Origin of the sequence: Mesorhizobium sp. B2-1-8, from assembly GCF_006442545.2 — a bacterium.
In the GTDB taxonomy this organism is placed as follows: domain Bacteria; phylum Pseudomonadota; class Alphaproteobacteria; order Rhizobiales; family Rhizobiaceae; genus Mesorhizobium.
Genome location: NZ_CP083952.1, coordinates 2,035,254 through 2,048,998 on the forward strand (window position 1 = coordinate 2,035,254; position 13,745 = coordinate 2,048,998).

A 13,745-nucleotide genomic window follows, 5' to 3' on the forward strand; every position below is an offset into this window, starting at 1 on the left:
GAACGTGGCAGCTACTCTGTCTTCGTTTTGTTGAAGGAGACAATAGGTGTATTCTTAAAGCGCACGGGGCGGGTGCTGTGTAATTTGAAAACGGTTAGCGTAATTATTCCCGCGCACAATGCGGCAGCAACTATCGCGACGACGTTGGCGTCACTCTGCGGCGAAGCCGAGGTCATCGGCGAGGTCCTTCTGGTGGACGATGGATCCACTGATGATACTGTCGCCGATGCGCAGCAGGCGGCCGCTCGACTTTTGCTCCCGTTGCGCGTGTTGGCAGCCAGTTGCCGCGATGCCGGCGGTGCCCGTAACGTGGCGCTGGCGGAAGCGCGCCATCCTTGGGTGTATCTGATCGACGCCGACGACCTGCATCTTCGGGGCGGGTTGGGCGCGTTGCTGCGGCAGGCGGAGACCCAGCCGAAAGCCGACATGATCGTGGGCGCCTACCGGCGACGGGTGAGTGGCCAGGACCGGCAGATCAAGGTGCCGAACGGCTATCAGGCTGCGTGCCTGGCAAACGCTTCGGCCTATGTGAAGGGCGATATACGTTCGGTCGCTGTGGGCAGTGTGCTGGCATCCCGGCACCTGATCGGGGAGACGCGGTTTCCGGTCGGGCTGGCCTATGACGAGGACACGCTGTTCTGGGCGCGGCTGATGAGCAAAGCATCGCTGGCAATGATTCAGCAGCCCGTCATGATCTATGAGGTCTCGCCGGAACGATCCGACGATCGTTTCGCGATCAACCCGGTGCGGCGCTTCCTGGAGTGGCGCCGGCAACTGCGCACCCTGGCCGACTGCGACATCCCGCTCTCGGCGCTCAAGACCAGGGAGGGCCTTGTCGCGCTCAAGATCGCTCGTGTCCATTATGCACGGGGCGACCTGAACATGGCGGCGCGCTTTCTCGCAATAGCCTCGGCGGCGCCGAAGCGGCGCTCGGAAGCTTGGCGCTGCCTGCGCTACAAATTCAAGCTCGCGGCGCGTCGCCGGCTGTCCTTTCCGATCACTCAGATGCGGAGCGCATTGTAGGCCTTGTCGGCGCGAGGCGGAATCGCCTGCTTTCCAGACGGAGTGTGGAACCAGCCGTCAGCCCGCAGCTTATCTACGCGTATTTCGTGTGGAGCTTACATGCTGCAGAGGACCGGATCGTCGCATAGCCGATTGGCCGATGGGGATAGCGTATCCAAGAATGGAGCACAGATTCCCGCCAGGGATACCGCGCTGACCTATGTCAGCGATGCCGAGCCCGGTATCCGCCGGCTGAAGGCTGGCAAGGGGTTTGCCTACAAGGGACCGGGCGGGAAAGCGGTCTCCGATGCCGCCAGGGCGCGCATCGCGGCGATCGTCATCCCGCCGGCCTGGACCGATGTCTGGATTTCGCCCGATCCGAATGGACATATCCAGGCGACCGGGAGGGATCAACGGGGGCGCAAGCAGTATCGCTATCATCCACAATGGGCCGAGGAGCGCGACCGTGCCAAATATTCGAGCCTCGTCGCTTTCGCCGAAAGCCTGCCGGACCTTCGGCGCAGAATCGACAGCGATTTGCGCCGTCACGGCCTCCCGCTCGAACGCGTGGTCGCCGCAGTGGTCTGGCTGCTCGACAACACGATGATCCGCGTCGGCAACGCGGCCTATGCACGCGACAACAAGAGCTTCGGCCTGACGACATTGCGGGACCGGCATGTCGACATCAAGGGGTCGAGCCTGCGCTTCGCCTTCAAGGGCAAGTCCGGCAAGGAATGGAGATTGAAGCTGATCGACCGCCGCATCGCGGGGATCGTTCGGGGCGCGCAGGACCTGCCGGGCCAGAAACTGTTCCAGTATCTCGACGAGGGAGACGATAGACTCCCGGTCCGCTCCGACGACGTCAACCGCTACATCCGGGACGCCGCCGGCGACGCGTTCAGTTCGAAGCATTTTCGCACATGGGGCGGCACCATCCACGCCGCGTCGCTGTTTGCGCAGACCGAACTGCCTGAAAGCCAGGCACGGCAAAAGCGGGTCATGAACGACGTCATCGACAAGGTGGCCACACGGCTGGGCAATACGCGTGCGGTCTGCCGCAAATGCTATATCCACCCGCAGGTTTTCGAGGCCTGGTCGCAGGGACGGCTGCTTGCCGAAATGGCGGAAGCCAACAAGCGCAGGCGGTCCATAAACGGTCTCGATGAGGAGGAAGCGCTCGTGCTGAGATGGCTAAAAACACACGAAAGCTAACTCGGGCGACGGACGAACACCAAATCCACGGCTGCCGGATTTTTTTATCGACGCCGTGTCGGGATCGGTCATACTGTTTCGTCCTTTGATACAGAAAAGGACCGATCATGCTTTACGCCATCCTCTGCTACGCCTCCGAAGATGTCGTCTGCTCCTGGAGCAAGGAACAGGACGACAAGGTCATGGCCGACCTCCTCGGCGTTCAGGAGAAGTATGCCAACGCCGGCCGGCTTGGGCCCGTGGCGCGGCTTTTGCCGACAACAGCGGCAACGACGCTGCGAAAAGTGAAAGGCGAATCGCTGGTCATCGACGGGCCGTTCGCCGAAACCAAGGAACAGTTCCTCGGCTTCTACACGCTCGATTGCGCCGACCTCGACGAGGCCGTCGAATTCGCCCGCGAGCTTTCCGAGGTCAACCCGAGCGGCGGTTCCTATGAGATCCGGCCGGTATCGGTGTTCCTTCCGACCAGGATTCCAGCATGACTGAACTCGCCTGGATAAGCTCCGCGATCAGCGCTGCCCGCCCGCAGGCGATGGGCGCGCTGCTGCGCTATTTTCGCGATCTTGACACCGCGGAGGAAGCTTTCCAGGACGCCTGCCTCAGGGCAATCAAGAACTGGCCGCAAAACGGACCGCCGCGCGATCCGGCGGCCTGGCTGATCTTTGTCGGCCGCAACAGCGGCATCGATGCAGTGCGCAAGCGCGCCAAGCAGGCGCCGATGCCGGAGGAGGACCAGATCTCAGATCTGGAAGATGCCGAGAGCGACATCGCCGAGCGGCTCGACGGCGCGCATTACCGCGACGACATATTGCGGCTGCTGTTTATCTGCTGTCACCCTGATTTGCCCGCAACGCAGCAGATCGCAGTGGCGCTGCGCGTGGTCTCCGGCCTCACCGTCAAGCAGATCGCGCGCGCCTTCCTGGTTGGCGAGAGCGCCATGGAGCAGCGCATCACCCGTGCCAAGGCGCGCATCGCGGACGCCGGCGTGCCGTTCGAGACGCCGGGCGCGGTCGAGCGCTCCGAGCGGCTAGCTGCGGTCGCGTCCATGGTCTACCTGATCTTCAACGAGGGATACTCGACCAACAGCGGCGAGGCGCCGGCCCGCGCGCCGCTCTGCGAAGAGGCGATCCGGCTGGCCCGGCTGCTGCTCAGACTTTTCCAGACCGAGCCGGAGATCATGGGGCTGACGGCATTGCTTCTGCTGCAGCATGCGCGCGCACCGGCTCGTTTCGACGGCGATGGCGAGATCGTTTTGCTCGAGGACCAGGACCGGAGCCTATGGAGTCGCAAGATGATCGACGAAGGGCTGGCGCTGGTCGACAAGGCCCTGCGCCACCGCAAGCCCGGTCCTTACCAGGTGCAGGCGGCTATCGCAGCGCTCCATGCGCGAGCGGAGAAGGCCGAGGACACGGACTGGGTGGAGATCGACCTGCTCTACGGCCTGCTCGAACAGATGCAGCCGTCGCCGGTCATCACGCTCAACCGTGCGGTCGCGGTCGCCAAGGTGCGCGGACCGGAAGCGGCGCTGGCGATGATCGAGCCGCTCGAACAGAGACTGTCTGGCTATTTCCATTTCTTCGGTCTCAAGGGCGGGCTCTTGATGCAACTCGACCGGGGCGAGGAGGCGCGCATCGCCTTCGACCGCGCCATTGCGCTCGCCAACACGGCGGCGGAAGCAGCCCATATCCGCATGCATATCGACCGTCTGATCAAGGACGGTGCCGTGCGCGCGCCGGCGAAAAAGGCAAACTGAGCGCGCTCTGTCCGGTCGGCTCAAAGGTCGCCTGGCTCAATCGTGCAGCTTGGGCTTGGACCATGCCGGGGTGGCGATTTTCCCCTGAAACAGGTAATGGCACGCCATGATAGCCCCTTCCAGCCGCGATGGCGCCGGGAAGGCATGGCGCAAGGCGTTGACCCCGCCATACGAGCGGCGGGATCTGAAAGGGACAAAAAATGACGATAGCGAAGGAAACGGCCGAGCTTCTGGCGAAACTGGGCGTGGCCAAGGAGGCGCTTGACGGCGGTGACCTGATCGTGCGCAGCCCGGTGACGGGTGAGCAGATCGCGGCGCTGAAGACGATCTCGCCGGCCGATGCGGCGAAGACCATCGATGCCGCCCACCAGGCGTTCCAGTCATGGCGGCTGGTGCCGGGTCCCAAGCGTGGCGAACTGGTGCGGCTGCTGGGCGAGGAACTGCGGGCGCACAAGGCCGAGCTTGGCCGGCTGGTGTCGATCGAGGTCGGCAAGATCCCCTCAGAAGGGCTCGGCGAAGTGCAGGAGATGATCGACATCTGCGATTTCGCCGTCGGTCTGTCCCGGCAATTGTACGGTCTGACCATCGCCACCGAGCGTCCGGGCCACCGCATGATGGAAACCTGGCATCCGCTCGGCGTCGTTGGTGTCATCTCAGCCTTCAACTTCCCGGTCGCCGTGTGGTCATGGAATGCAGCGCTTGCGCTGGTCTGCGGCGATGCAGTGGTATGGAAACCTTCCGAGAAGACACCGCTGACGGCGCTTGCCTGCGAAGCGATCTTCAAGCGTGCGGTCAAGCGCTTCGGCGCGGACGCGCCGCAAGGCCTGGCACCGGTGCTGATCGGCGACCGCGCCGTCGGCGAAATCCTGGTCGACCATCCGAAGGTGCCGCTGGTTTCGGCCACCGGCTCGACCCGCATGGGCCGGGATGTCGGTCCACGCCTGGCCAAGCGTTTTGCGCGCGCGGTGCTGGAACTGGGTGGCAACAATGCCGGCATCGTGTGCCCGACCGCCGATCTCGACATGGCGCTGCGCGCCATCGCCTTCGGGGCCATGGGCACCGCCGGCCAGCGCTGCACGACGCTGCGCCGCCTGTTCGTCCATGACAGCGTCTACGACGCCCTGGTTCCGCGCCTGAAGAAGGCCTATCAGAGCGTCTCCGTCGGCAATCCGCTGGAGACCTCGTCGCTGGTCGGGCCATTGATCGACAAGGCCGCGTTCGATGCCATGCAGAAGGCCTTGAGCGAAGCGACCGCCCATGGTGGCAAGGTAACCGGCGGGACGCGGGTCGAGAATGGCCATCCGGATGCTTATTATGTCCATCCGGCGCTGGTCGAAATGCCGAAACAGGTTGCGCCCGTGACGGAAGAGACCTTCGCGCCGATCCTCTATGTGATGAAGTATTCCGATTTCGACGCCGTGCTCGATGAGCACAATGCGGTTGGCGCCGGCCTGTCGTCATCGATCTTCACTCGCGACCTTCAGGAATCCGAGCGGTTCCTCGGTGTCGACGGCTCGGATTGCGGCATCGCCAACGTCAATATCGGCACGTCGGGGGCCGAGATCGGCGGCGCTTTCGGCGGTGAAAAGGAAACCGGCGGCGGCCGCGAGAGCGGCTCCGATGCATGGAAGGCCTATATGCGCCGCGCCACCAACACGGTGAACTATTCCAAGGCGCTGCCGTTGGCCCAAGGCGTCTCCTTCGACATCGATTGAGAACGCAGCAGTAACGCTGGACAGCTTCTGACGCCTGTCCAGCGTCGGCTTTTCGTGACTGGGCGCTGGCCGAGCCAGCCGACGCTGCCGAGGTCCTCGGCGTCGCGCAGCCACGCAAACACGGAACCGGTCAATCGACCTGTTCTGGCGCAACTCCGGACCGAAAATCGTTTCACACTTTTTCCTGAAATTGCGCTCGTGCGCGACGCGACTCAGCCGTCGCTTTGCGATGGCGGAAAACAGGCCTTGAAGGCGGTGTCGACGACGGCCAGCTTGGCGGCCTGGACGGTCATGTATTCCTCGTAGAATCCGTGCGATACCCACATCACCGAATGGCCGCGCTGACCAAGCCAGCCAATGCTGCCGAGTTCCTCCGCCGTGCGCAGTTTGCGGCCGAGATGGGTCCGCGACAGCTTGAGCCATTTGGCGAAGTCGCCGATCGAAACCACGCTGGTCGGAATCCGCTCCAGGCCAGCGTGATCAGGGTCGATGCCCGACATCAGCCAGTCCATGACAATGCCGCCATTGTTGAGCCAGATGAATAGGGAAAAGGTCTGGTTGGGTTCGCGCACCGGCTTGGACGCAAGCAGGCCGTCAGCCACCAGGGGCTGCAGCGTGGCAAGCATCTCGGGCCGCTCCAGGAATCTGGCCAGCCGGTCGCCGCCGTCGATGTGGTCGAGCGTGCGCAGATGGGCTGTCACCCAGCCGGTGAATCGCTCTATGGTGGCCGCCGTCGGCTGCAGGGGATGCGTGCGGCCGTCCCCGCCCGCCACATACTCGGCGATGTTGTAGTGCAGCATCTCCTTGATGAAGGCGTCGGCCGTGTTGCGGCTGGCCACCGCGTTCTTGTGCACGACCTCGATGAAACGCGATACGGTCAGCTCCTTGCGGCGGTCGTTCGGGTCGCGCCTGAAGTGCATGGCAAGGCCGATATGGCCCAAAAGCCAGCGCTGCTGCGTGGCAAAGATGGAAGCCAGCCGCGGGCTTTCCTCGTAGATACGGATCAGGGACTGCGACTGTTCCTGAACGTAGCGGTGCAAGGCCGGATGGTCGGCTATGTCTTCCAGATTCAGCGTTGATCTCCCAATGCCTTGAATGAGCTCGGATGGCGAGGTTGCGTCCCCATTTTCCAGTCTTCAGCGCACATGTCCAGTCGTACCGACTGCGAAGAACAGGGCCAGCCGAGGCACAGATCGACGGCGATGGTTATATGGCGCATTCCGCTAACTGATTGCTATAGCTGGAGAACTCCTTCCCAATAATCGTTAGCCGAACAGCGGAATCCAGCCGCAGCGTTGTGCGACGGTCGTCTGCAGGGGCGCGTCCAATCGCTGGTCATGGCGGCATCTTTCACCCCCATCAACCGATACGGCCGAACCCCGCGAAGTTGGATTAACTGTTGGACAGGTTCGATCCCACATTCCGGCCGGAGTTGAAACCGGCCCAGCGGGTCATGTCGCCTTCACTCGGCGGCCTGAACCCGGTTGGCCAGGATGATCGCGCGAATCTCGGACCGGCAGGAGCCGCAATTGGTCCCTGCCTTCAGCGTGGCGCCGATGGCGTCCACGGTGGTGCAGCCAGCCGACACGGCAGCCGTGATCTGGTTGACCCCGACGTTGAAACAGGAACAGACGGTCGCGCCGGCATCGGGTCGTTCGGCACCGGCGCGACCGGCAACGATCCTGAAGCGCTGGTGCTGGCTGGCGTGGATCTCGCCGAGCCGCTCGGCCGCCCAGCCGCGTGAGACCGCGACCGGACCGGGTGCGATGAACAAGGCACCCGCGAGATGCTCGCCTTCGAAGGCGGCAATGCGGTGCTGGCCGGCCTCGCGGTCGTGATAGGCGAGAACCTCGGCGTCCGCGGTACCGAAGAGCGAACCGGCGAATGCCGTCCAGTCGACATCGTCATCGGCGAAGGCAAGCTCGACCCGCCAGCCGCCCCGGCATCTGGCTAGCGCCCAGTAGTCGGCGGCCATCGTCGCGGGTCTCTTGCGTGTCACGGCAAAGCCGAAGGCCCTGGCGGTGAATTTCTCGATGCGGGCCGCGACATGCTTCAACGCCGGCTGGCCCGACACCGGATCGGCAAGCGATGCCGTGAGCGTGTCGAGCCGGCCCCTGGCGGCGAATTGGTCGGTCCAGTGCATCGGCGCGAACAGGCTGCCCGGGCGTTGGCGCGTGGTCACCAGCGCGCGGACCAGCACCTCGCCGCGCGGAGTCGAGACGCGTGCGATATCGGCATCGCCGATGCCGTGGCGCTGCGCATCCACCGGGTGGATCTCGACGAAAGGCTCGGCGATGTGCTGGGACAGGCGCGGGCTTTTGCCGGTGCGCGTCATGGTGTGCCAGTGGTCGCGGATGCGGCCGGTGTTGAGGACGAGCGGGAAGTCGGAGGTGATGCGGGTTTCGACGGTTGGGCGGAGGGCGACGAAGCGCGCCTTGCGGTCGGGCGTGTAGAAGTTGCCGTTGGCGAAGAAGCGTGTGGATCGATGCCCGGTCGGGGTGATTTCCTCTGGCCGAGGTTCGGTGTGAGCGCCTCGATCGACGTGAAGTCGAGCTTGAACGCCTGGGCTCGGCGCTGGCCATTGGAAGGGCGCTAGCGCGTCGTAGTCTTCTCCATCGACACCAGCATAAGCACCGATGTCGAAATCGCGCTCGCCATCGTTCTCGAGCCCTGACAGCGCCGCGTGCTCGGCGAAGACCTCCGCCGGCGTCTCATGCGCGAACGCCTCCTCAAAGCCCATGCGCCGCGCCACCTCGGCAATGATCCACCAGTCGGGCCGCGCCTCGCCGGGGGCCGGCAAGAACGCGCGCTGGCGCGAGATGCGGCGCTCGGAATTGGTGACGCTGCCGTCCTTCTCGCCCCAGGCCGTCGCCGGCAGCCGGACATGGGCGTGGCGGACCGTATCGGTCTCGGCCAGCACGTCCGAGACCACGACGAAGGGGCAGGCCTTGATAGCCGCTTCGACGGCGCCTGCATCCGGCATCGAATCGACCGGGTTGGTGGCCATGATCCACAGCGCCTTGATGCGTCCGTCGGCAACCGCCTTGAACATCTCGACCGCCTTGAGGCCGGGCTTCCCTGCAATCGCCGGCGCCTTCCAGAAGCGCTGCACGCGCTCGCGATGCTCGGAGTTTTCGATCTCCATATGGGCGGCGAGCATGTTGGCCATGCCGCCGACCTCGCGGCCGCCCATGGCGTTGGGCTGGCCGGTGACAGAGAACGGCCCGGCGCCCGGTTTGCCGATACGGCCGGTGGCGAGATGGCAGTTGATGATGGCGTTGACCTTGTCGGTGCCTTGGGACGACTGATTGACGCCCTGGCTGTAGACGGTGACGGTCTTTTGCGTCCTGGCAAACAGGCTGTAGAAGCGGCCGAGCTCTTCTTCGCTGAGCCCCGTGGCGGCGGCGACGCCGGCAAGGTCGAGCGCCGAGGCGGCGAACAGCGCTTGCCCAAAGCCGGTCGTATGGGCCGTGATATAGGCACGGTCGAGCGCATTGTGCTGGCCGAGCCAGGCGAGCAAGCCGGTGAACAGGGCGACGTCGCCATCCGGCGCGATCGCCAGATGCATGTCGGCGATATCAGATGTCATGGTGCGGCGCGGATCGACCAGCACCACCTTCATCTCGGGCCGCTTTTCGCGGGCGGCCGCGATGCGCTGATAAAGCACCGGATGGCACCAGGCGAGGTTGGAGCCGACCAGCACGATCAGATCAGCCAGTTCCAGATCCTCGTAGCTTCCCGGCACGGTGTCCGAGCCGAAGGCGCGGCGGTGGCCGGCGACCGAGGACGCCATGCACAGACGCGAATTGGTGTCGATGTTGGCTGAGCCGACAAAACCCTTCATCAGCTTGTTGGCGAGGTAGTAATCCTCGGTCAGCAACTGGCCGGAGACGTAGAACGCGACCGCGTCGGGACCATGCTCGGCAATGGTTTGCGAGAAGGTCGAGGCGACGAGGTCGAGCGCCTCGTCCCAAGAGGAACCGCGGCCGTGGATTTGCGGATCGAGCAATCGGCCGTCGAGGCCGATGGTCTCGGCGAGTGCGGAGCCCTTGGAGCAGAGCCTTCCGAAATTCGCCGGATGATCGGGGTCGCCACGGACGGACACCTGCCCGTCCGCGGCGACCTTCGCCAGCACGCCGCAGCCCACCCCGCAATAGGGGCAGGCGGTCTTTACCTGAAAGGGCGCCATGGCCTTCATCGACGGACCCAATCAGGTGAGGAGACAACCATGCTCGGAACGCATGGGCAGCGGCGGCATGTCGCCATGGCTCCCCGCCGTTCTGAACGGAGGGCGGCGGCCCAGATCAGCTTCGCCATGGACTATTCCGCGGCAGCGCGCGCGCCGGCCGCGAGGCGAGCCGCGGGAGCGACACGCTTCGGGCCGGTGCGGGCATGGGTGGAATAAAGCGTCAGGCCGACAAAGGTTATCCCGCCCACGAGATTTCCGAGCACGGTCGGAATCTCGTTCCATACGAAATAGTCCATGATCGAGAATTTCGCGTGGAGCATGAGACCCGAGGGAAACAGGAACATGTTCACGACGGAATGCTCGAAACCCATGTAGAAGAAGACCATGATCGGCATCCACATGCCGATCACCTTGCCCGACACGGAGGTCGACATCATCGCCGCCACAACGCCGGTCGAAACCATCCAGTTGCACAGGATGCCGCGGATGAAGAGGGTGAGCATACCCGCGGCGCCATGGGCGGCATAGCCAAGGGTGCGACCTTCGCCGATTTCGCCGATCTTCTGGCCGACGACGTTCGGCTCCACGGTGAAGCAGAAGGTAAAGACGATCGCCATCATCAGGGCGACCGTCAGCGCGCCGGCGAAATTGCCGATGAAGACCAGGCCCCAGTTGCGCAGCACGCCGCCTGACGTCACGCCTGGACGTTTGTCGATCAACGCCAGGGGAACGAGCGTGAAGACGCCGGTCAGCAGGTCGAACCCCATCAGATACAGCAGGCAAAAGCCAACCGGGAACAGGATGGCGCCGGCGAGTGGCTGCCCGGTCTGGACGTTGATGGTGACGGCGAAGACGGCGGCGAGCGCGAGGATGGCGCCGGCCATATAGGCGCGGATCAGAGTGTCCCTCGTCGACATGAATATCTTCGCTTCGCCGGCGTCGATCATCTTGGTCACGAATTCCGCAGGTGCGACATATGCCATGGTCAGGTCTCCTTGCTTGAAAGGAACAGGGACGGCGTCCGTCCGGAACGTGAGGTTCTCATGCTACTCCGCCGCGACCGCCACCACCCACGATTGGCCTATGGAAATCCGGTCATCCTCGATCCTGACCGGAATGGTGCGTACCGCGCCCTCGTCGGCGCCAAGCGCCTTGCCCGTCTCCAACGAGATCACCCAATTGTGCAAGGGACAGGTCACCGCTGCGCCATGGACGATGCCCTGGCTGAGCGGTCCGCCTCTGTGCGGGCAATGGTCGTCAATGGCGAAGACCTGATCGTCCGCTGTGCGGAAAACGGCGATCTTGCCCTGCGGTGTCGCGACGCAACGCGCGCCGCGGCGGGGGATGTCGGAGATCTTGCCGATCGATACCCAGTTCATCATCATCACTCCGCCGCCTGCGCAAACCCGACCGACGCCATCGGCCTGAACTCGTGCTTATCCTTGCCGGAGACGCGCTCCGACCAGGGATCGACCTGCGCGAATTTCTGCGAAAAGATGAAGCGCTCGTAATAGGCTTGACGCTTCTCGCCATCGTCCATGATCTGGCGCTTGATCTCGGCGATGCCGATGCGCTTGGCCCATTTGTAGATGCGCTCGAGATAGCGGCCCTGCTCGCGGTACATCTGCGTCAGCGCTACGATATGCTCCAGCGCTTCGTCTTCGGTTTTGACCAGCCCCAGCACTTCCGTGCCTTTGATGTCGAGGCCGGCGGCACCGGCGAAGTGAATCTCGTAGCCACTGTCGACGCAGATGACGCCGACATCCTTGCATGTCGACTCGGCGCAGTTGCGCGGACAACCCGACACTGCCATCTTGACCTTGGCGGGCGTCCACGAGCCCCACATGAATTTCTCGATGCGAATGCCGAGCCCGGTCGAATCCTGTGTGCCGAAGCGGCACCAGTCGGAGCCGACGCAGGTCTTCACCGTGCGCAGGCCCTTGGCATAGGCATGGCCCGAGACGAAGCCGGCCTGGCCAAGATCGGCCCACACCGCCGGCAGGTCCTCCTTGCGGATGCCCAGCATGTCGATGCGCTGGCCGCCGGTAACCTTGACCATCGGAATCTCGAACTTGTCGACGACGTCGGCGATGGCGCGCAGTTCGGCCGCATTGGTCACGCCGCCCCACATGCGCGGCACCACCGAATAGGTGCCATCCTTCTGGATGTTGGCGTGGACGCGCTCGTTGATGAAGCGCGACTGGTAGTCGTCGGCATACTCGTCCGGCCAGTCGCAGACGAGGTAGTAGTTGAGTGCCGGCCGGCATTTGGCGCAGCCGCAGGAGGTTTTCCACTCCAGCTCCTGCATGACCGCCGGAATGGTCTTTAGGTGCTTGGCCTTGATCAGCCGGCGTACTTCGTCGTGGCCGAAGGTGGTGCAGGAACACATGGGCTGCACCGCGGCGGGGTTGTAGGTGTCGCCGAGGGTCAGCACCATCAGCTTTTCGACCAGCCCGGTGCAGGAGCCGCAGGAGGCCGACGCCTTGGTGTGGGCGCGCACGTCGTCGAGCGAAGTCAGGCCCTTGCCCGTGATCGCGCCGGTGATCTTTCCCTTGCAAACGCCGTTGCAGCCGCAGATTTCCGCATCATCCGGCAAGGCTGCAACGGCCGCCATAGGGTCCAGCGGGGCACCCCCCTGGTAGGACTGGCCGAAGATTAACGTATCGCGCATTTGCGATATGTCGGTCTGTTTCTTCTTCAGGTCGTTGAACCAGGCGCCATCGGCCGTTTCGCCGTAGAGCACGGTGCCGATGATGCGATCGTCCTTCAGCACCAGCCGCTTGTAGACGCCGGCGGAAGCATCGCGCAGCACGATCTCCTGGCGATCGTCGCCGTCGGCGAAGTCGCCGAGCGAGAAGAGATCGATGCCGGTGACCTTGAGCTTGGTCGGCGTGTCCATGTGGACGAAGGCGGCGGTTTCGTCGCCGGCAAGCTGATGGGCGGCAACACGCGCCATCTCGTAGAGCGGCGCCACCAGCCCGTAGACCATGCCGCCCACCTCGGCGCACTCGCCGAGCGCGAAGATGTCGGGGTCGTTGCTGCGCATGCCGGCATCGACGACGATGCCTCTGTTGACCGCGATGCCTGCATCCTTGGCAAGTGCCGCGTTCGGCCTGATGCCGACCGCCATCACCACCAGCGTCGCCGGAATGATGGTGCCGTCGGCCAGTTCGACCTGCTCGACCTTGCCATTGCCCGTGATGGCCTGGGTGTTGGCCTTGGTGATAACCTTGATGCCGCGCTCCTCCACGGCGCGCTGCAGGAGATAGCCGGCGGCCGGATCGAGCTGGCGTTCCATCAGCGTCGGCATGACATGCAGCACGGTGACGTCCATGCCTTGTGAATTCAGTCCGGCCGCGGCCTCGAGCCCGAGCAGGCCGCCGCCGATGACCACGGCCTTGGCGCGCGACTGCGCGGCAAGCATCATCGCGCGGACGTCATCCAGATCGCGATAGGTCAGCACGCCCGGCAAATTGTGGCCCGGCACCGGGATGATGAACGGCACCGAACCGGTGGCGATGACCAGCTTGTCGTAGGGTTCGGTCACGCCGTGGTCCGAGGTGACGGTCTTCGCCTGCCGGTCGATGGCTACGATCTTGTGGCCCTTGTAGAGGGTGATGCCGTGCTTGATGTACCAGCCATCGCCATGGATGATGATCTCTTCATAGGCCTTTTCGCCCGACAGAACCGGGGACAGCATGATGCGGTCGTAGTTCACGCGCGGCTCGGCGTTGAAGATGGTGACCGCGTAACGGTCCGGTGCCTGCTCCAGGAGGTGCTCCAGCATGCGCCCGGGCGCCATGCCGTTGCCGATGATGACGAGTTTTTCTTTTGCCATCGCGGGAAGTTCAATGTCCCTGGGGGTCATCCTTGG

10 protein-coding genes are annotated in these 13,745 nt (G+C 64.1%); 5 read left to right on the forward strand and 5 right to left on the reverse strand.

Features of this window, described 5'->3' with window-relative positions; all coding sequences use genetic code 11:
• Window positions 1-30 precede the first annotated feature (30 nt).
• From FJ970_RS10000 to FJ970_RS10020, 5 genes are all read left to right on the forward strand, one after another.
• The gene (locus FJ970_RS10000) at window positions 31-1,023 is read left to right on the forward strand and encodes a glycosyltransferase family A protein (protein ID WP_227792064.1); all 993 of its coding nucleotides are present in this window, start codon (window positions 31-33) and stop codon (window positions 1,021-1,023) included.
• Window positions 1,024-1,122: 99 nt separating this feature from the next.
• Window positions 1,123-2,214 carry a DNA topoisomerase IB gene (locus FJ970_RS10005; protein ID WP_140755858.1) on the forward strand — a complete coding sequence of 364 codons (1,092 nt, stop codon included), beginning with the start codon at window positions 1,123-1,125 and terminating at the stop codon, window positions 2,212-2,214.
• A gap of 107 nt (window positions 2,215-2,321) precedes the next feature.
• Window positions 2,322-2,696, forward strand: a complete 375-nt coding sequence (locus FJ970_RS10010) for a YciI family protein (protein ID WP_140755856.1) — start codon at window positions 2,322-2,324, stop codon at window positions 2,694-2,696.
• Window positions 2,693-3,967: an RNA polymerase sigma factor gene (locus tag FJ970_RS10015; RefSeq protein WP_140755854.1), complete on the forward strand. Its 1,275-nt coding sequence runs from the start codon at window positions 2,693-2,695 to the stop codon at window positions 3,965-3,967. The genes FJ970_RS10010 and FJ970_RS10015 overlap by 4 nt, the downstream gene beginning before the upstream one ends.
• 200 nt (window positions 3,968-4,167) lie before the next feature.
• Entirely contained in the window at window positions 4,168-5,682 is a 1,515-nt protein-coding gene (locus tag FJ970_RS10020; RefSeq protein WP_140755852.1) for an aldehyde dehydrogenase family protein, read from the forward strand.
• 212 nt (window positions 5,683-5,894) lie between these two features.
• Here the strand turns inward: FJ970_RS10020 and FJ970_RS10025 are convergent, their stop codons facing one another.
• From FJ970_RS10025 to nirB, 5 genes are all read right to left on the reverse strand, one after another.
• A complete protein-coding gene (locus FJ970_RS10025; protein WP_224616664.1) occupies window positions 5,895-6,722 on the reverse strand; it encodes a hypothetical protein in 828 nt (275 codons plus the stop codon).
• Window positions 6,723-7,144: 422 nt separating this feature from the next.
• Window positions 7,145-9,880 carry a nitrate reductase gene (locus FJ970_RS10030; protein ID WP_140755848.1) on the reverse strand — a complete coding sequence of 912 codons (2,736 nt, stop codon included), beginning with the start codon at window positions 9,878-9,880 and terminating at the stop codon, window positions 7,145-7,147.
• 122 nt (window positions 9,881-10,002) lie between these two features.
• Window positions 10,003-10,854: a formate/nitrite transporter family protein gene (locus FJ970_RS10035; RefSeq protein WP_140755846.1), complete on the reverse strand. Its 852-nt coding sequence runs from the start codon at window positions 10,852-10,854 to the stop codon at window positions 10,003-10,005.
• A 63-nt stretch (window positions 10,855-10,917) separates the two neighbouring features.
• On the reverse strand, window positions 10,918-11,256 hold the full coding sequence (nirD, locus tag FJ970_RS10040; RefSeq protein ID WP_181178317.1) for a nitrite reductase small subunit NirD: 339 nt from the start codon (window positions 11,254-11,256) through the stop codon (window positions 10,918-10,920).
• A complete protein-coding gene (gene nirB, locus FJ970_RS10045) occupies window positions 11,256-13,709 on the reverse strand; it encodes a nitrite reductase large subunit NirB (protein ID WP_140756462.1) in 2,454 nt (817 codons plus the stop codon). Before nirB ends, nirD begins: the two co-directional genes overlap by 1 nt.
• Between the last annotated feature and the right edge of the window lie 36 nt (window positions 13,710-13,745).

Excerpts from the sequence above, each read along its gene's own strand:
- FJ970_RS10015 (WP_140755854.1), top strand. The coding sequence starts at position 2,693 with ATGACTGAACTCGCCTGGATAAGCTCCGCGATCAGCGCTGCCCGCCCG.
- FJ970_RS10020 (WP_140755852.1), top strand. The coding sequence starts at position 4,168 with ATGACGATAGCGAAGGAAACGGCCGAGCTTCTGGCGAAACTGGGCGTG.
- nirB (WP_140756462.1), bottom strand. The coding sequence starts at position 13,709 with ATGGCAAAAGAAAAACTCGTCATCATCGGCAACGGCATGGCGCCCGGG.
- FJ970_RS10035 (WP_140755846.1), bottom strand. The coding sequence starts at position 10,854 with ATGGCATATGTCGCACCTGCGGAATTCGTGACCAAGATGATCGACGCC.
- FJ970_RS10030 (WP_140755848.1), bottom strand. The coding sequence starts at position 9,880 with ATGAAGGCCATGGCGCCCTTTCAGGTAAAGACCGCCTGCCCCTATTGC.
- FJ970_RS10010 (WP_140755856.1), top strand. The coding sequence starts at position 2,322 with ATGCTTTACGCCATCCTCTGCTACGCCTCCGAAGATGTCGTCTGCTCC.
- nirD (WP_181178317.1), bottom strand. The coding sequence starts at position 11,256 with ATGATGATGAACTGGGTATCGATCGGCAAGATCTCCGACATCCCCCGC.
- FJ970_RS10005 (WP_140755858.1), top strand. The coding sequence starts at position 1,123 with ATGCTGCAGAGGACCGGATCGTCGCATAGCCGATTGGCCGATGGGGAT.